At 69.5% G+C, this 17,285-nt stretch carries 17 protein-coding genes; 12 read left to right on the forward strand and 5 right to left on the reverse strand.

Features of this window, described 5'->3' with window-relative positions; all coding sequences use genetic code 11:
• Positions 1 to 196 precede the first annotated feature (196 nt).
• The gene (locus ACFV9C_RS26160) at positions 197 to 535 is read left to right on the forward strand and encodes a hypothetical protein (protein WP_380197651.1); all 339 of its coding nucleotides are present in this window, start codon (positions 197 to 199) and stop codon (positions 533 to 535) included.
• Here ACFV9C_RS26160 and ACFV9C_RS26165 read toward each other — a convergent pair.
• Entirely contained in the window at positions 497 to 1,219 is a 723-nt protein-coding gene (locus ACFV9C_RS26165) for an isocitrate lyase/phosphoenolpyruvate mutase family protein (protein WP_380197654.1), read from the reverse strand. The two genes, ACFV9C_RS26160 and ACFV9C_RS26165, sit on opposite strands and share 39 nt — an antisense overlap.
• On the reverse strand, positions 1,216 to 1,512 hold the full coding sequence (locus ACFV9C_RS26170) for a putative quinol monooxygenase (RefSeq protein ID WP_380197657.1): 297 nt from the start codon (positions 1,510 to 1,512) through the stop codon (positions 1,216 to 1,218). Before ACFV9C_RS26170 ends, ACFV9C_RS26165 begins: the two co-directional genes overlap by 4 nt.
• A 162-nt stretch (positions 1,513 to 1,674) precedes the next feature.
• On the opposite strand from ACFV9C_RS26170, the gene ACFV9C_RS26175 reads away from it, so the two are divergent.
• Complete coding sequence (locus tag ACFV9C_RS26175; RefSeq protein ID WP_380197659.1) at positions 1,675 to 2,469, forward strand: class I SAM-dependent methyltransferase; 795 nt, start codon at positions 1,675 to 1,677, stop codon at positions 2,467 to 2,469.
• Here the strand turns inward: ACFV9C_RS26175 and ACFV9C_RS26180 are convergent.
• The 3 genes from ACFV9C_RS26180 to ACFV9C_RS26190 are packed head-to-tail and all read right to left on the reverse strand — an operon-like array spanning position 2,452 to position 4,512.
• Positions 2,452 to 3,252: a TrmH family RNA methyltransferase gene (locus ACFV9C_RS26180; protein WP_380197662.1), complete on the reverse strand. Its 801-nt coding sequence runs from the start codon at positions 3,250 to 3,252 to the stop codon at positions 2,452 to 2,454. The two genes, ACFV9C_RS26175 and ACFV9C_RS26180, sit on opposite strands and share 18 nt — an antisense overlap.
• 9 nt (positions 3,253 to 3,261) lie before the next feature.
• The gene (locus ACFV9C_RS26185; RefSeq protein ID WP_380197665.1) at positions 3,262 to 4,302 is read right to left on the reverse strand and encodes a LacI family DNA-binding transcriptional regulator; all 1,041 of its coding nucleotides are present in this window, start codon (positions 4,300 to 4,302) and stop codon (positions 3,262 to 3,264) included.
• A gap of 51 nt (positions 4,303 to 4,353) precedes the next feature.
• The gene (locus ACFV9C_RS26190; RefSeq protein ID WP_380197668.1) at positions 4,354 to 4,512 is read right to left on the reverse strand and encodes a hypothetical protein; all 159 of its coding nucleotides are present in this window, start codon (positions 4,510 to 4,512) and stop codon (positions 4,354 to 4,356) included.
• Between the two features lie 42 nt (positions 4,513 to 4,554).
• On the opposite strand from ACFV9C_RS26190, the gene ACFV9C_RS26195 reads away from it, so the two are divergent.
• The 10 genes from ACFV9C_RS26195 (at position 4,555) to ACFV9C_RS26240 (ending at position 17,271) form a co-directional block, all read left to right on the forward strand.
• Positions 4,555 to 5,844 carry an ABC transporter substrate-binding protein gene (locus ACFV9C_RS26195; protein WP_380197669.1) on the forward strand — a complete coding sequence of 430 codons (1,290 nt, stop codon included), beginning with the start codon at positions 4,555 to 4,557 and terminating at the stop codon, positions 5,842 to 5,844.
• Positions 5,841 to 6,764, forward strand: coding sequence for a carbohydrate ABC transporter permease (locus ACFV9C_RS26200; protein WP_380197672.1), 924 nt, complete (start codon positions 5,841 to 5,843; stop codon positions 6,762 to 6,764). Before ACFV9C_RS26195 ends, ACFV9C_RS26200 begins: the two co-directional genes overlap by 4 nt.
• Positions 6,751 to 7,632 (forward strand): carbohydrate ABC transporter permease, encoded by an 882-nt coding sequence (locus tag ACFV9C_RS26205; protein ID WP_380197675.1) that lies wholly within the window; start codon positions 6,751 to 6,753, stop codon positions 7,630 to 7,632. The genes ACFV9C_RS26200 and ACFV9C_RS26205 overlap by 14 nt, the downstream gene beginning before the upstream one ends.
• A 23-nt stretch (positions 7,633 to 7,655) precedes the next feature.
• Positions 7,656 to 8,414 carry an SDR family NAD(P)-dependent oxidoreductase gene (locus ACFV9C_RS26210; RefSeq protein ID WP_380197678.1) on the forward strand — a complete coding sequence of 253 codons (759 nt, stop codon included), beginning with the start codon at positions 7,656 to 7,658 and terminating at the stop codon, positions 8,412 to 8,414.
• A complete protein-coding gene (locus ACFV9C_RS26215; protein ID WP_380197680.1) occupies positions 8,411 to 10,075 on the forward strand; it encodes a heparinase II/III family protein in 1,665 nt (554 codons plus the stop codon). Before ACFV9C_RS26210 ends, ACFV9C_RS26215 begins: the two co-directional genes overlap by 4 nt.
• Positions 10,068 to 12,089, forward strand: a complete 2,022-nt coding sequence (locus ACFV9C_RS26220) for a hypothetical protein (RefSeq protein WP_380197682.1) — start codon at positions 10,068 to 10,070, stop codon at positions 12,087 to 12,089. The genes ACFV9C_RS26215 and ACFV9C_RS26220 overlap by 8 nt, the downstream gene beginning before the upstream one ends.
• Positions 12,090 to 12,199: 110 nt before the next feature.
• Complete coding sequence (locus ACFV9C_RS26225; protein WP_380197685.1) at positions 12,200 to 12,685, forward strand: hypothetical protein; 486 nt, start codon at positions 12,200 to 12,202, stop codon at positions 12,683 to 12,685.
• A 32-nt stretch (positions 12,686 to 12,717) separates the two neighbouring features.
• Positions 12,718 to 13,776 (forward strand): DUF1565 domain-containing protein, encoded by a 1,059-nt coding sequence (locus ACFV9C_RS26230; RefSeq protein ID WP_380197686.1) that lies wholly within the window; start codon positions 12,718 to 12,720, stop codon positions 13,774 to 13,776.
• Positions 13,776 to 14,927, forward strand: coding sequence for a GDSL-type esterase/lipase family protein (locus ACFV9C_RS26235; protein ID WP_380197688.1), 1,152 nt, complete (start codon positions 13,776 to 13,778; stop codon positions 14,925 to 14,927). The genes ACFV9C_RS26230 and ACFV9C_RS26235 overlap by 1 nt, the downstream gene beginning before the upstream one ends.
• Positions 14,928 to 14,961: 34 nt before the next feature.
• On the forward strand, positions 14,962 to 17,271 hold the full coding sequence (locus ACFV9C_RS26240; protein ID WP_380197690.1) for a polysaccharide lyase 8 family protein: 2,310 nt from the start codon (positions 14,962 to 14,964) through the stop codon (positions 17,269 to 17,271).
• Positions 17,272 to 17,285: the final 14 nt, after the last annotated feature.

The following is a 17,285-nucleotide window of genomic DNA, read 5'->3' on the forward strand; positions in this document are numbered from 1 at the left end:
CGCGGCCTCCGCGACCGCGGCCTCCGCGACCGCGGCCTCCGCGACCGCGGCCTCCGCGACCGCGGCCTCCGCGACCGCGGCCTCCGCGACCGCGGCCGCCGCCACCGCCACCGCCATCGCCGCGGGAGGCGCAGGTGCTGCGGCAGCCGCCGGAGTTGCAGGAGGCGTCGGTGTTGGGGGAGGCGTCGGAGTGCGGGTGCCGGGAGCGTGGGCGCCGTTCGAGATTGCTGTTCAGGCGGTGCTCCGGGATCAGCTGTCGCCGGTGGACGCGACCGACGCGCTCCACAAGCTCGTCGAGGTCCACGGCGTGCCGGTCCCGGGTCTCACCTACGGCCTGACGCACGCCTTCCCCGCCCCCGAGGCGCTGACCTCCGCGCACCTCGTCGGCCCGCTCGCGACCGCGGTTGCCGACGGCAACATAATCCTCGAGCCGGCGCCCGGGCTCGTCCGGTCCCTCGAGACCGTGACGAGCCCGGCTGCCGCGCGCGAGATCGCCTTACGCCTGGAGGGATTCGTACGTACCGTGAGTGAGTAGCTCCGTCGCCGCAGCCGTCGCCAGCGCGTAGGCCGCGCTCGTGATCGCCGGCCCGACGCTGATCCGCACCACCCCGACCTCGGCGAGTTCCCGAACGGACGGCGCCCCCGGCCCGACCATCACGTTGAGCGGGAGCGGCGATTCCTTCACCAGTTCGGCGATCGCCGGCAGCTCGACCACCCCGGGGACGAACAGCACGTCCGCACCCGCGTCGGCGTAGATCTTCGCCCGCTCGATCGTCCCGGTCCGGTCGCCGTACAGGTACGTGTCCGTCCGGGCGTTGATCACCAGGTCGGCGTCCACCGCCCGCGCCGCGCGGATCCGCTCCGCGTGCACCAGCGGGTCGTCGAGCACCCGCGCCGTACTGTCCTCAAGGTTCACCCCGGCAGCGCCCGCCTCGACGACCTCCCGCACGGTCCGCGCGACATCGCCGTACCCGGCCTCGACATCCGCCGTCACCGGTACGTCGACCGCCGCACACACGGCCCGCACCGTCGCGACCGCGGTCGCCAGGTCGAGCCCGCCGGCGTCGTCCACCCCGTGCGCCCAGGCAACCCCGGCGCTCGTCGTCGCGATCGCCCGCGCTCCGGCCGCCGCGATCGCCCGCGCCGAACCCGCGTCCCACGCGTTCGGCAGGACGAGCGGCGGCTGGGCGTGCAGCTCGCGCAACCGCCGCGCGCTCACAGGCTGACCAGCAGTTCGTGGTCGACCTCGACGAACTCCACGATCAGGTCCGCGAACCGCCCCGCGATCAACTCCCGGTACGCCGCCGACCCGGTGTGCGCGTCGTACGCCGCCTGGTCCGCGAAGTGCTCGACGAACAACAGGTAGTCGGGCGTCGCCGGATCCCGGTACACCCGGAACGACAACGTCCCCTCCTCCGCACCCGGCCCGCGCGGCCCGAACTCCTCGACGATCGCCTCGGCCGCGGCCTGGTTGCCGTCCTTCAGCCTGATCGGAAACACCTTCGCCAGCATCACTGTCCTCCTCGGTGGGTTTCCTCAAGGTTCGCCTGCCGGCGGCGGTTCGTCCGGCCATATTCGGCCATGACCAAGCGTTCATATAGCGAGACAATATGTCTCATTTACCAAGACTCTGCGCTAGCGTGAACACTGTTGGCGAAGGCAAAGGAGCCTGGGATGAACAACGTGTACACACACGGCCATCACGAGTCGGTACTGCGCTCGCACCGCTGGCGGACCGCGGAGAATTCCGCCGGACACCTGCTGCCGCACCTGCGCCCCGGGATGACGTTGCTCGACGTCGGCGCCGGCCCGGGCACGATCACCGCCGACCTCGCCCGCCTGGTCGAGCCCGGCCGGACCACCGCGCTCGAGGCGAACGCCGCGGCACTGGACATCACCCGGAAGGCGTTCGAGAACGTCGACGTCGACGTGGAGTTCGTGGTCGGCGACGTGCACGCGCTCGACCTGCCCGACGACACGTACGACGTGGTCCACGCGCACCAGGTGCTGCAGCACGTGGCCGATCCGGTGCAGGCGCTGCGCGAGCTGCGCCGGGTGTGCAAGCCGGGCGGGATCGTCGCGGTCCGCGACTCCGACTACCACGGCTTCGTCTGGTACCCGGCGCTGCCGGAGCTCGACGAGTGGATGGACCTGTATCAGCGGATGGCCCGCGCCAACAAGGGCGAGCCCGACGCCGGCCGGCGCCTGCTCGCGTGGGCGCACGCCGCCGGGTTCGAACAGGTGGAGGCAACCACGTCCACCTGGGCGTTCACCAACCCGGAGGACCGGGCGTTCTGGGGCGGGATGTGGGCGGACCGGATCCTCGAGTCCGCGCTCGCGGACCAGGCGCGCGCGGCCGGCGTACCGGAAGAGACGCTGACCGCGATCTCACACGCCTGGCAGAAGTGGACGGCAGACGCCGACGGCTGGATCTCCATCCTGCACGGCGAACTACTGTGTACGGCGTGAGCGCTGCCGGGAGATCTCGTACAGCACCGCGGTCGCGGCGTTCGCGGCGTTGAGGGAGCTGGCCGAGCCGGTGATCGGGATCCGGACCAGGTGGTCGGCCGCCTCCCGCCACGCCGTACTGAGGCCGGCCGTCTCGTTGCCGATCAGCAGCAGGACGGGCTGGGTGAAGTCGAAGTCGTAGACGTCGGTCGTGCCGTGTTCGTCGGTACCGACCACCACGGCCGGCGACCGGCGGACCCACTCGAGCACCTCACGATGGGAGGGCGCACGCACCGCGGGGACCGCGAACAGCGAACCCGTCGTCGCGCGCACCGCCTTCGGGTCGTACACGTCGGCGGCGTGCCCGGTCACGATCACCCCGTCGGCGCCGAACGCGTCCGCGGACCGGATCACCGACCCGATGTTGCCCGGCCCGGTCGGCCGGTCGAACACCACCCCGAGGAAGTCCGGCCCGACCGGGATCCGGTCCAGATCGTCGGCCGGCAGCTGGAGTACGGCGATCAGCTCGGGGTCGTCCTTCTCGCCGAGCTCGGCCAGCAGCTCGGGCGCCATCGCGACCCGCTCGACGTGCGGCAGCCGCTGCAGCAGGTCCGACGCCCAGCGCGACAACGGCCGGGACGCGTCGTGGATGATCGTGTTGACCGGCCACCCGTTGTCGACGGCAACCGAAATCGGCCGGACGCCCTGGACCAGGAACTCACCGGACCGCTGCCGCTTGGTCCGGTTGGTCAGTAACGCCTGCCACACCTGGAACCTGGCGTTCCGCGTCGAGATCCGCTGCACAGGCTCACCCTACGCGGGCGCCGCCGTGGACTCGCGGACGATCAGCTCCGGCCGGAACAGCAGGGACTGTCCCTGCGTCGGCCCGGAGTCGTCCAGCCGGGACCGGAGCTGCGCGAACGCGGCCGCGGCCATCTCCTTCATCGGCTGCCGGACCGTGGTCAGCGTCGGCGCGTACAGGTCCGCGAGCACGATGTCGTCGAACCCGACCACCGACACGTCCTTGCCGACCTCGAGCCCGCCGTCGCGCAGGCCGCGGCAGACGCCGAGCGCGCACATGTCGTTGATCGCGACGATCCCGGTCGGCGGTTCCGCGAGCGCGAGCAGTTCGGCCGCGGCGGCGCGGCCCAGTTCGGAGGCCTCGACGTCGCCGAAGTCGTCGGCGTCGCCCTTGACCGGTGCGCGGACGGACGTCGCCGGATCGATCCCGACCTGCTCGAGAGCGGCGGTGAACCCGCGGTACCGCTCCTTGCGGTTCACGCTCGCCAGCGCGCCGGACACGAACGCCAGCCGGCGGTGCCCGAGGCCGGTCAGATGCTGGGTGGCAAGCTGGCTGCCGATCGCGTTGTCGACGCTGATGCTCACCAGCGACGCCGGATCGCCCGCCTGCGACGTACGGTCGAACGCCACCAGTTGCAGTCCGCGTTCCACCAGCGGCATCACATGCTCGAGCGACGGCAGCGACGAACACAGTACGACGCCGTGCACGCCGTCGGCCCACAACTCGTCGATGTAGTCGCGCTCCCGGCGGGGATCGCGCTCGGAGTTGCAGAGCAGGACGTGGTACCCCTCGGCCAGCGCGGCGGACTCCAGGTGCCGGGCGAGTGCACCCCAGAACGGGTTGCCGACCGACGGCACCACCAGCCCGATCGTCGTGGTCCGGCCGGTGCGCAGCTGCCGGGCGGCCCGGTTCGGGCGGTAGCCCAGCTTGTCGATCGCGCGCTCGATCCGCTGCCGGGTCTCCGGCAGCATCCGGTGGGCGCGCCCGTTGAGCAGGTTGGACACCGTGCTCGGCGAGACGCCTGCCTCGGTCGCGACCTGCTGGATCGTCACCTCGCCTGTCCTCAATTCACCGCCCACCCGCGCATTCTGTCACCCCGTGGTTCACCGCGTCTCGCGGTGTAACGATGCATCAAGATCGGTTCGTCTGTCCAGTTTCAGCTGGTCGACGGCGACCTCTTGACGGCGGACGAAATCCGTTTCTAGCATGCGGTGCATCGTTGCACCAACCTCCTCGGGCTGGGTTGTTTCGAGCTGGTGCATCGATGCACCAGCCGACTTCCGCAGCACCACGAAAGGCGCGCCATGGAGTACACCCGCAGATCAGTCCTGACGGCCCTGGGGCTCGGCGCGGTCGCCGCCGCCACCGGGTGCTCCGTGTCGTCCGGCGGCAACAGCCAGGCGGCCGCCGACGGACCGGTCGAAGGCGAGATCACGCTGCTCACCCCGCTGTTCGAGGGCAGTTCCGGCAAACAATTGCTGGAGGGCAAGCTGCTGCCGGCGTTCATGCAGAAGAACCCGAAGGTCACCGTCAAGGTCGACTACACGAACTACAGCGCCCTGAACGAGAAGCTCACCACCAGCCTGGCCGGCGGCCTGATGCCGGACGTGGTGATGCTCGGCGTCGGCTGGATCCCGCCGTTCGCCCACAAGAAGGTGCTCGCGCCGCTGCCGGACGACCTGGCCAAGCGGTACGACTACGAGGACCGCGTCCTCGAACCCTCCCGGTTCGACGGCAAGCTGTACGCGCTGCCGATGGTGCTGGACACCCGGATCGTCACCTACCGCAAGGACATGTTCGCCGAGGCCGGCATCAAGGCGCCGCCGAAGAACTGGGACGAGCTGCGGGCGATGTCGAAGGAACTGGCCCGTTCCGACGCTTCCGGGAAGCTGACCCGGGTCGGGTTCGACCCGTTCTCGATCGACCTCCGGCAGTGCTGGGAGACCTTCCTGTTCGCGAACGACGGCAACCTGTTCGACGAGAGCGGACAGCAGGTCAAGTTCGACGACGACCGCGGGGTCGAGGCGCTGCAGTTGTTCCTGGACGTGATCAAGGACAAGTCCGCCGACTACTCGTTCAAGTCGTCCGCCGGTCAGCCGAGCACCCTGCAGCAGGGGCGGGCCGCGATGATGATGGCGAACAACTCGCTCTGGGTGCAGCTCCAGCAGCAGACGCCTGAGCTCCTGAAGGACGACAAGGTCGGTGCGTTCATCCTGGCCAACAAGGTCCCGGCGATGCTGCAGGGCGGCACGATGGTGTCCCGCTCGGCCTCGACCAAGCACGCGGCCGCCGCGCAGGCGCTGGTCGAGTTCATGGGTACGCCGGAATCCATCCTGCCAACCGCCCAGCAGCGCGGCTCGGTGCCGGGCGTGCAGGACCTGCGAACGTCGGAGTACGCGCAGAAGAACGGTTTCGTCAAGCTTGCCCTGGACAACATGAGCAAGGCCCGGTCCGAGGGTGGAACCGCTGCCTGGATGGAGATCCGGGAGAAGGTCAAGACCACGCTGGAGACCGCGGTCGTCGGCAAGAAGACTGCGAAGGAAGCGATCGACGACCTCGCGAACCTGAGCAAGGAAGCGATCTCCCGCCTGTGAGCACCGTGTTGACCGCCGAAGGAAAGCCGCGGTCCCGATCCGGGGTCCGGCTGGCCCGGTCTCGGCAGCGCGCGGGGCTGCTGATGGTCGCCCCCGCGGTCCTGCACGCGCTGGTCTGGATCGGCATCCCGCTGGTCGCCGCGGTGGTGCTGAGCTTCACGTCGTACGACGTACTCACGCCACCGCGCTTCACCGGCCTGCAGAACTTCCGCGACCTGGTGTCCGACGACGTCTTCCGCCGCGCCGTCCTGAACACCAGCATCTACACGTTCTTCACGGTCCCGGTCGCGATGGGCATCGCGCTCCTGATCGCGCTGATGCTGAACGCGAAGCTCGCCGGCCGGGCGATTTTCCGGACCGCGATCTTCATCCCGCAGGTCACCGCGACGATCGCGGTCGCCCTCGTCTGGCTGTGGATCTACGACCCCCGCAGCGGCCTCGCGAACGCCGTACTGTCGTTCCTCGGCCTGGACGGGCCGGCCTGGCTGTCGTCGACGGGCTGGGCGATGCCGGCGGTGATCGTGGTCGGCATCTGGCAGGGCATCGGGCTGAAGATGCTGATCTACCTGGCCGCGTTGCAGAGCCTGCCGGTCGACCTCTACGAGGCGGCCTCGGTCGACGGCGCCTCCAAGGTCCGGCAGTTCTTCAGCCTGACGATCCCGTTGTTGCGCCCGGCAACGTTCTTCGTGTTCGTCACCTCGGTGATCGGGGCGTTCCAGTCGTTCGACCAGGTGTACATCCTGACCGACGGCGGCCCGGCGAACAGCACGACGATGATGACGTACGAGATCTACAAGTCCGCGTTCCGGGAGTTCCGGATGGGGTACGCGTGCGCGCAGAGCCTGGTGCTGTTCGCGCTGCTGCTGTTCCTGACCCTGCTGAACCGGCGGATCACCGGAGGTGACCGTGCCACCCGTTGACACTGTCGGGCGCGCCCGCGCCGGCCGGGTCGCCCTGTACCTGACGCTGACCGCGATCTCCCTGGTGATGATCGTGCCGTTCGTCTGGATGCTGCTGACCTCGGTGAAGACGCCCGGCGACATCGCCGCCGTACCGCCGCGGCTGCTGCCGTCGCACTGGGCCTTCGGCAACTATGCGGACGCGCTCCGCGCCGCGCCGTTCGCGACGTACGCGCGGAACAGCTTCGTGATCGCGGCGAGCCATACGCTGCTGAACGTGGTGATCGCGTCGATGGCCGGGTACGCGCTGGCCCGGTTGCGGTTCCGGGGCAGCTCGCTGATCTTCCTCGGGTTCGTCGGCGCGCTGATGATCCCGACGTACACGAAGATCCTGCCGGAGTTCCTGATCGTGCGGTTCATGCCGCTGTTCGGCGGGAACGACATCCTGGGGCAGGGCGGCACCGGGTGGCTGGACAGCTGGTGGGCGCTGATCATCCCGGGCGCGGTCAGCCCGTTCTCGGTGTTCCTGTTCCGGCAGTTCTACCTGGACCTGCCGGTGGAGCTGGAGGAGGCCGCGCGGCTGGACGGCCTGGGCGAGTTCGGGATCTACGCGCGGATCATGACGCCGCTGGTGAAGCCGGCGTTCATCACGGTCGCGCTGCTCACGTTCGAGGGGTCGTGGAACAACTTCCTCTGGCCGCTGCTGGTGACCAGGAGCGACAGCCTGCGGGTGATCCAGGTCGGGCTGTCCGTATTCCGCACCGAGAACGACACCCAGTGGGCGTTCCTGATGGCCGGGACGACGCTGGCCACCGTACCGATGGTGGTGCTGTTCCTGATCGGGCAGCGCTACTTCGTCCAAGGGTTCGCGAACGCGGGCATCAAATGACAATCACCTTAGGAGAACGTGCTATGGAACTGCAGGGGACACGCGCGCTGGTCACCGGTGCCGGGCACGGCATCGGCCGCGGCATCGCGCTCGGCCTGGCCGCGGCAGGGGCGGACGTCGTGGTGCACTACGGCAAGTCCGCGGACGCCGCCGCGCAGACCGTTTCCGAGATCGAGGAACTCGGCCGGAAGGCGATGTCGGTCGGTGCCGACGTGACGTCGACGGCGGACGTCGACCGGCTGCTCGACGAGACGGTCGCGTTCCTCGGCGGACTCGACGTACTCGTGTGCAACGCCGGCCACCTGATCGGCCGGGTCCAGGTCGAGGAGATGACCGACGAGCACTTCCAGCAGGTGGTGGACGTCAACCTCGGCGCGACGTTCCGGACCACGCGGGCCGCGATCCCGCACCTGGCGCAGTCGGCGAACCCGCGGATCATCACGATGGCCTCGCTCGCCGCACACAACGGCGGCGGTCCTGGGTCGGTGGTGTACGCGGCCGCGAAGGCCGGGATCCGTGGGTTCACCAAGGGGCTGGCGAAGGAGCTCGGGCCGCGCGGCATCACGGTGAACTCGGTCGCCCCCGGGTACATCGCGGAAACCGCGTTTCATCAAACGTTCTCCACCGCGCAGGCGCAGGCGAACATGGTCGCCGGCACCCCGATCGGCCGCGCCGGCCAGGTCGAGGACGTCGCCAACGCCGTCCGCTTCCTCGCACTCCCCACCTCCGGCTACCTGACGGGCATCACCATCGACATCGACGGTGGCACGTGGCCCCGATGAATCCGCCGACGGAGCGTGGGGGTTGGTGGCACGAGTACGTGTGTCCGGCGCACGGTGTCGAGTTGGAGCATGTCGGCTTCTCGTCCGGGGTGTTTCCGGCAGGCGGCGCCCCGTGTTCGTACGGCTGCCGGATCGACACGCCCGCGGTCCGCGGCGCGTGGACCGTGCTGGCGCACCACTTCTGGGCCCGCCGCATCCGCCTCCTCGCGTACGACGGTGCCGGCGCCGACCTGCTCACGTCGTACGCACGGCTGTACCTGGACCTGACCAAGGAAGGCGAGCACGAACAGGCCCAGGGCTGGATGCAGCGCGGCCGCCTGTTCCATCAGGCGCTCACGGACGCCGTCTGGGGCGTTCCCATCGCCCATGCGATCCGCACTCTCGCCGGTGGGCAGGAGTTGGGGGAGACGCTGGGGATGCTCGACGACATGGTGGCGGGGGCGCGCCGGGCGCGGGACGCGATGGTTGCCCAGGACAAGTTCTCCTCGAACTACACCGCCTGGTTCAACGCCCTCGGTACCACGGCCAGCCAAGCGTCCGCCGCCGTCCGCGGAACGGCGTGGGACGGCGCGGGCGAATGGCTGACCGGCGAACACGGCCAGTTCGCCCACCTCGCTGCCTCGACCGGCGAAGACGGTTGGGAATGGGAGGGCAGCACGTACTACCACGGCTTCGTCCTCCGTGCGTACCTCCTGAGCCTCCGCGGCCAGGACCCGGCCACCGTCCCTGAGCAGCTCGAGAAGATGATCGCGGTCCTCGCCGGCATCGCCACTCCCGGCGGCATCCTGCCCGCCCTCCACGACGGGCCGTACCGCCGCGTCCCACTCGCCCTCGAATGGCTAGAGATCGCCGCCCTGGCCCGCCAGTTCACGTCCGCCGTGGACCTCACCGCCGTCGCGGCCCACGCCCGCGCGGAGATCGGCCCGGACTACGACGGCCTCGAGGACCGCCTCGACGGCTGGTTCGCCGGCCCACCACGCACTACCGCACTCCCGGACCGCGGACCGGGCTCGACGTACGCCGTGATCCGTACCGCCGGCATCCACGCGATCCTCGACCACGGACCGCACGGCGGATCGCACGGCCATCACGACAAACTCGCGCTGTACCTGTACGGTTCCACCACCCCCTGGCAACCCGACCCCGGCCAGGTCCCGTACGGCCACGCCCAATGGCGCGCGCACTACATGTCCGTCGTCTCCCACCCCACCCTCCGCATCGACGGACTCGAACCAGCCGAAGCAACCGGCACCGTCTCCCGCAACGGAAACTCCATTTCCGCAACGGTTTCCGGCTGGTACGCCGGCGTCGACGCAACCCGCGAACTGATTGCCGCCGACAACTACCTGCTCGACATCGTCCGGGTGACGGCCGACCGTGAGTGCGAGATCGTTCTCCAGTTCCGCCCGGACGTCGACCTGACCGTCGAGGTCGGTCCGCGCGCGACCCGCAGTACGTGGACCGGTGACGAGACGCTCTACGGCTACCACCGCGGCGACGGCACCCCGGTCACCCGTCCCGGGCCTGGCCCGGCGGACGACCCGCAACGGACCCGTACCTGGATCGACTGGACCGTCACCGGTAGGTCGGCGACCTTCTGCTCCGTCTACTCGACCGCCCCGATCGACGACGACCTCGCCGAGGTGATCACCGATGTATGACGCGCGCATCGACGAACTGCGGACCGGTTTGGACCGACGGTACGCCGCCCAGTGGCGCCGGCTCCGCGAGCAGTGCGACTGGTACCGCACCCAGACCCCGCCGACCGAGCACCCGTCCGCGAGCATCACGTACTTCGGCCCGGCCGCGGCGAATCTCGCACTCGCCTTCCGGCTGACCGGAAACGAGGGATACCGGGCCGAGGCCGCCCGCTGGATCTCGGCCGCCATCGGGTTCCCGCACTGGGGCAAGGCGCACCTGCCCGATCACGACCTGGATGCCGGCTGGCTGCTGCACGGCCTGTCGCTGGCGTCGACCTGGCTCGGCGACGACTTCGAGCTCGCCGGCGAATTACGCGCCAAGCTCGAGCTGCAGGGGAGCCGGCTGTACGAGTACGCCGTCGAGTCCGAGGGCTCGTGGTGGAGTTCGTCGTACTGGCAGAACCACAACTGGATCTGCTACACCGGGCTCGCCGCGGCCGGGTACGCGCTCGGGCGTACCGAGTGGACCGACCGCGCCCGGTCGAACTTCGCGACCGTGATCGAGCTGCTGCCGGCGGACGGGTCCGACATGGAGGGCGTCGTCTACTGGCGGTACGGCGTGCCGTGGCTGGCGACGTACCTCGATCTCCTCCAGGACCAGGAAGGGCTCGACTGGTGGAAGCGCTGTCCGTTTCTGGAGAACACGTTCTCCTACCGGTTGCAGCAGTGCGCGCCCGGGTTCGAGGAGAACATCGACCACGGCGACTGCCACGACCGGCGGAGCGGGCACAGCGTCGCGCTCTACCGGAAGCTGGCGTCGGCGTACCGGATCGGCGAGGCGCAGTGGCTTGCGAACACGGTCTCCGAACGCTTCTTCTGGCGTGAGGCGTACGCGAGCGGCGTGAAGCCGGGCGTGATGCCGGAGGCGTACCTGGAACTGCTCTGGTACGACGACTCGCTGGCGCCGGTCGATCCCGCGCGGAGCGCACCGTTGTCGGCGTACTTCCCGGACCTCGGGCTCGTCACCGCCCGGACCGGATGGGACGACGAGGCAACGATGGTGTCGTTCAAGGCGGCCCCGGGCGGCGGGCACCAGGCATGGGAGACGTCGCACAAGCTGGATCGGGAGCGGGGCTGGGACACGTTGAGCGCCGGGCACCATCACCCGGACGCCGGGTCGTTCGTGCTGACGTCGCGCGGTGCGTTCCTGGCGGTGGACGAGGGGTACAGCAACCGCAAGCGGGCGGGGGACCACAACCTGATCCTGGTCGACGGGCAGGGGTTCGCCGACGAGGACCGGTACCACGTCTACAAGGGGATTCCGTACGAGCGTCAGGCGGAGCTGGTCGACGTACTCGCGGTCGACGGTATGGCGCACGCGACGGCCCGGATCGCCGCGATGTACGCGCCGGAGTTGGGGATCAAGCGTCTCGACCGGACCCTGGTGTTCACGCCCGCCGGCCGGGTCGTCCTGCTCGACCACTGCGCCGCCGACTCCCCGCGGGACTGGACGTTGCTGCTGCACGCGGACTGGCCGATCGAGTACGGCGAGGAGATCGCGTTGCGCTCCGGGTCCGCGCAGGCGTGGGTCCGGCTACACACGCCGCTCGACGTGGAGCCAGACGTCACCGAGGTAGAAGCCAACCCGACCTCCAGCACCCCCAGCCTCCGCCTCACCCGCACCATGCACACCCTCCGCGCCACCGCCCGCCATACACCAACCGCCAGCCTCCTCACCACCATCGAACCAACCTCCGCCCTCCACCCCACCCCACCAACGGCCCGCCCCCACCCCATACCCCACGGCCACGCCATCACCTTCGCGGACGAAACCGTCTTCCTCCCCGACACCGACGGCCGCCTAGTGGTGACGGCCGCGGACCTGGCGGATCGCCACGCCATCACAATCGGCGCCGGCTCGCGCTCCCCAGCGGGCGAGGGCCCGACGCCGGGCGATTGTGATGGCCTGGCGATCCGCGCCATCATCCAAACCCCCACCCACCGCATCACCGTCCCCGTGGCCGCCACCCGATGAGCGCCAACCCCGCCCCTACAGGATTTGGTGTGGGGCGCGTGTGGCGGCTGTTGGGGTGGGGGGCGTATCCGGCGGCTGCGGGGGTTGCGTTCGGGGTCTTGTGTTTGGGGGTGGTCACGTGGTTGCCGGCGTTGGCGGGGGTCGGGTTTGCGTTGGAGCGGTGGCGGGTCGACGGGGATGCTCGGTGTTTCACCGGGGTGTTCGTCGGTTGGCGTAAGTACTGGCGTCGGCTGTTGCCGCACTCGGTGCTGATGACTCTCGCCACGGTGATTGCCCTGAGTAACCTGGCGTTCCTGGCAGGGCGTTCCGGTGTACTCGTCGTCGCGCTGTTCATGATCCACGTCGGCCTACTGGCCGCCGCTGTCACCTATCACCTCGCGCTCGCCGTGGCCGCCGCCCGGAAACCGTCCGGTTCCGTGGCGGAGTGGCGTCGTACGGCGTTCCGTCTGGCCTTCACCTCCGTCCCGCGTGGCACCGCGCTGCTCGGCGCCGCGATCGCCGCACCTGTCTTCTCGCTGGTGATTCCAGCGGGTCCGCTGCTCCTCGGCACCACCGTTCCGGTTCTGGTCGGCCTGCTCGTCGCCGACCGCGCATAGGCACTTCCACCCGCCTTATCAGGAGGACAACCATGTCCAGAGCCGTCCCGATCCTCGGCCTCGGCCTCGGCCTCGCGCTGGCGCTGCCCGCGGTACCGGCGCACGCCGCGACCGACTACTTCGTCGCCCCGGCCGGCAGCGACACCAACGCCGGTACGTCGGCGGGCACGCCGTTCGCCACCATTCAGAAAGCGCTCGACACCGCCCCGCGCGGCGCGACCGTACACCTTGCCTCCGGCACCTACCTGCAGGACGTGGTGACCGTCCGCTCCGGCGTCACGATCACCGGCCCGTCGACCGCGGTCGTCAAGGGCGCCGGGAACTCCCGGATCGTCCAGGTCCAGCACGACGGCGTGCCGCTGGACGGGTTCACGATCGACGGGTTGCACGGCTCGTCGTCGAGCATCGACGGGTACCGGGACAAGCTCGTGTACGTGATGAGCACCTCGCCCGGCGACGGTGTCGGCACGCTCACGATCCGGAACATGCGGCTGAAGAACGCCGGCAGCGAATGCCTCCGACTGCGGTACCTGGTCACGAACGCCGATGTCCACGACAACACCATCGGGCCGTGCGGGGTGTGGGACTTCAAGTTCGACGACGGCGGCAAGAACGGCGAGGGGATCTACCTCGGCACCGCGCCGGAACAGCAGGGCCAGAACGGCGCCCCGGACGACCAGCCGGATCGCAGCCGGAACAACCACATCCACGACAACACGATCGCGACGTACGGCAACGAGTGCGTCGACGTGAAGGAGAACGCCACGGAGAACGTTGTCGATCACAATGACTGCAGCCAGCAGCAGGACCCGAGCTCGGGCGGCCTCGACGCGCGTGGAAGCGGGAACACGTTCCGCCACAACACGATCCACGACAACACCGGCGCCGGTGTCCGCCTCGGCGGCGACACGGAAACCGATGGTACTGCCAACAACATCTACGGGAACACCATCACGAACAGCGCCGGTGGCGGCATCAAGTTCATGCGTACGCCGCAGGGCCAGGTCTGCGGCAACACCATGTCCGGAAACACCGCTGGAAACTCGGTCGGGACGTACGGCGCCGACTACAACCCGACAGCAGCCTGCTGATGGCAACGCCGTCCCGTCGTACCCTCCTCACCGGAACCGCCGCCACCGCCGTAGCCACCCTGCTCGGCCGCACCGTCCGCGACTCCTCGCCCGCGGAAACCGGCGAGGCGCGGCCGCACTGGGTCACCAGTTGGGCGACCGCTCAGACGGCTCCGACTCCCACCGACCCGGACGCGAGCACCGGCTTCACCAAGACCACGCTGCGGAACACCCTCCGCCTCAGCGCCGGAGCAGCCCCGCATACCGGCGGGTTGCGGTTGCGATTTGCCAATCCGTTCGGGACGACGCCGATCGTGATCGGTCCGGTGTCGGTGGGGCTGACAGAAGAACGGCCGGTGCTGTTCGACGGCGAGCAGGAGGTAGTGCTCGCGGCCGGCGCGACCGTGGTGAGTGATCCGGTGAGTCTCGTCGTACCGGATGGCGGGGATCTCGTCGTGAGTACCTACCTGCCGGGGCCGACCGGTCCGTTGAGCTTCCACCGGAACGTGCACGCGACCGGGTACGTCGGTGATCGTCCGACCAACTCGGTGTTCCTGCTCACCGGCGTCGACGTGGCGGCGAACGGGCGCTCGGCGCTCGCGGTGCTCGGCGACTCGATCACCGAAGGCGTCGGTACACCCGACAACGCGAACCTCCGCTGGCCCGACCAGTACGCCGCCCGCTTCCGCCGCCGGCCCGCGATTGCCAACCTCGGCATCAGCGGAAACCGTGTTCTGCTGGACGATGCGCGGTTCGGACCGAGCGGGCAGTCGCGATTCGATCGCGACGTACTGGGCCTGCCCACCCTGCAGACACTGATCGTTTTCCTCGGCATCAACGACATCCAGCAGCCGCCGAACCAGACCGATCCCGGGCGGATCCTGCAGGGCTACGAGCAGCTCGTACGTCGCGCGCACGATCACGAGCTCGAGGTGGTCGGCGCAACGATCGGCCCGTTCAAGGGCTGGACCCGCTACACGCCGGAGCTCGACCAGATCCGCGGCACCGTCAACGCAGTACTCCGGGAAGCCCGTCTGTTCGACCGCTTGCTCGATGTCGACGCCGCCCTCCGCGACCCGGCCGACCCGGCCCAGCTCCGCCCGACCTTCAACAGCGGTGACGGCCTTCATCCCAACGCCAGCGGCGCGAAGGCCATCGCCCTCGCCCTGTGAGCCGCCGCCGATTCGGTTCTTCGAGAGGACTCTCATGTCAGATCTGACTCTTCGCCGACGCACTGTGCTCGGCGGTGCGCTCGGCGGTGCGGCCTTCTTCGCACTGCCGACGCCCAGCTGGGCGAACACCGGCACGGACGAACTTCGGCTGCGTTGGCAAGCCTTGCTCACCGGTGGACCGACCGTCGACCCGACCGACCCGGACCTCGCGGTTGCGATCGCCCGGGTCGATCGGCTCGCACAGTCCGCACTCGCCACGCTCGATCGTTCGGCGAACCGCACAACGCTCTGGCCCGACCTCGCCAGTACGACGCTGTCCAACCACGTCGCCTCGAACTTCCGGCGCATCAAGCAGCTCGCGGTCGCGTGGGCCACCAACGGATCGGCGTACCAAGGCAACGAGTCCGTCGCCGACGACCTCCGCGGCGCGCTCGAGTGGATGCACACCAGCCGCTACAGCCCGGCCCTCCCGCGGTACGACAACGACTACGACTGGGAGATCGGCGGCGCCTCCGCCTTCGCCGACACCCTCGTCCTGCTGTACGACGTACTCCCGGCCGACGTCCGTACGACGTACACGCGGGCGATCGACCACTACACGCCGGATCCGAACCTGTGGCGCGCCGACCGGCAGATCGCGACCGGGGCGAACCGCGTCTGGATCGCGACGGTGGTGGCGACCAGGGCGGTCCTCGACGGCGACACCGCGGCGCTCGTCCGGGTCCGGGACGCGATCAGCGACGTCGAGGGCAGCGGCGCGAACAGCGTGCTGGCGTTCAACGACGCACCCGGCCGGGTCGACGGTACCGGCGAAGGCTTCTACAGTGACGGTTCGTTCCTCCAGCACTACAAGCACCCGTACAACGGCGGGTACGGAAAGGAGCTGCTCGGCACGCTGTCCTCGTTGCTGTACCTGCTCGGCGGCACGGATTGGGCGGTCACCGATCCGGACCTGGAGAACATCTACGGCTGGATCACCGACGCGTTCGATCCGTTGATGGTGCGCGGCGACCTGATGGGCTCGGTCTGCGGCCGGGAGATCGCCCGCCCGAGCAAGCAGAATCACGCGGCGACCCAGACGATCATCGAGGGCACGCTCCGGCTGATCCCGGCCGCGCCGGCCGGACGGGCCGCCGAGCTCACCGCACTCGTCAAGCAGTGGATCACCGAAGACGTCTTCCGAGACTTCCTGAAGGTCACCGACCCGGCGTCACTGGTCGCGGCCCGCGGCATCCTCGCGTCGGCCGCTCCCGCCCGCGGCGCGCTGGTCCTGCACAAGCAGTACCCGCGGATGGACAAGGTCGCGCACCACCGCCCGGCGTTCACGATCGGGCTCAGCGCGTACTCGTCCCGGATCTACAACTACGAGTCGATCCAGAACGAGAACCTGCACGGCTGGCACCTGTCCGACGGGATGGTGCTGCTGTACGACGACGACCTCGGGCACTACTCCGGCGACTACTGGCCGACGGTCGACCCGTACCGGTTGCCGGGGACAACGGTCGACACCCGGCGGCTGGTCGACTCGTATGGTTTCCGCAGTACCAGCGAGGCCGACTGGGTCGGCGGTGCGTCCGTGCCGGGGAAGACGACAGGTGCCTACGGCATGGAGCTGCGCGGGTACGGCACGAACTTGCGGGCGTTGAAGAGCTGGTTCCTGGTCGACGACGTGATGGTGTGTGCCGGCTCGGGTATCACCGGCGACGGCGAGGTCGAGACGATCGTCGAGAACCGCAAGCTGCGCACCGGGAACGAGACCTTCACCGCCGCACCGGGCTGGTGCCACCTCGAAGGCGCCGGCGGGTACGTGTTCCCGGACCGTGCACCGGTGCAGTCCCTCCGCGAGAACCGGACTGCCACGTGGCGAGAGATCAACCTCAAGTACGGCACGGACGACGTCGTCACCCGGCCATACCAAACCGTATGGTTCGCCCACGGTACGGCGCCGGCCGGGCAGGGCTATTACTACGTCCAGCTGCCGACCGCGACGCTCGCGGAGACGAAGACGTTCGCCGGAAGGCTTCCGGTACAACGGATTCGGGCGGACGGCACCGCGCACGCGATCCGGCTGCGCAACGTCCTGGCCGCGAACTTCTGGACGGCCGGGACCGCCGCCGAACTCACCGCCGACGGCCCGGCCTCGGTCGTGGTCGCCGGCAACACCGTCGCGGTCTCGGACCCGACGCAGACCCGCACCTCGGTCACCGTCGACCTCGACAAGCCCGGCCTGAACCAGCCCGTCACCGACGACGGCGTGACCGCCACCCGACTCGGCCGCGGCTGGCGGATCGTCGTCGACACCACTGGCCGCCATGGCAGCACCGCGGCCGTCACCTTCCACTGATCCGCCCACGGAAT

This window comes from Kribbella sp. NPDC059898, from assembly GCF_042730855.1.
Classification (GTDB): Bacteria; Actinomycetota; Actinomycetes; order Propionibacteriales; family Kribbellaceae; genus Kribbella.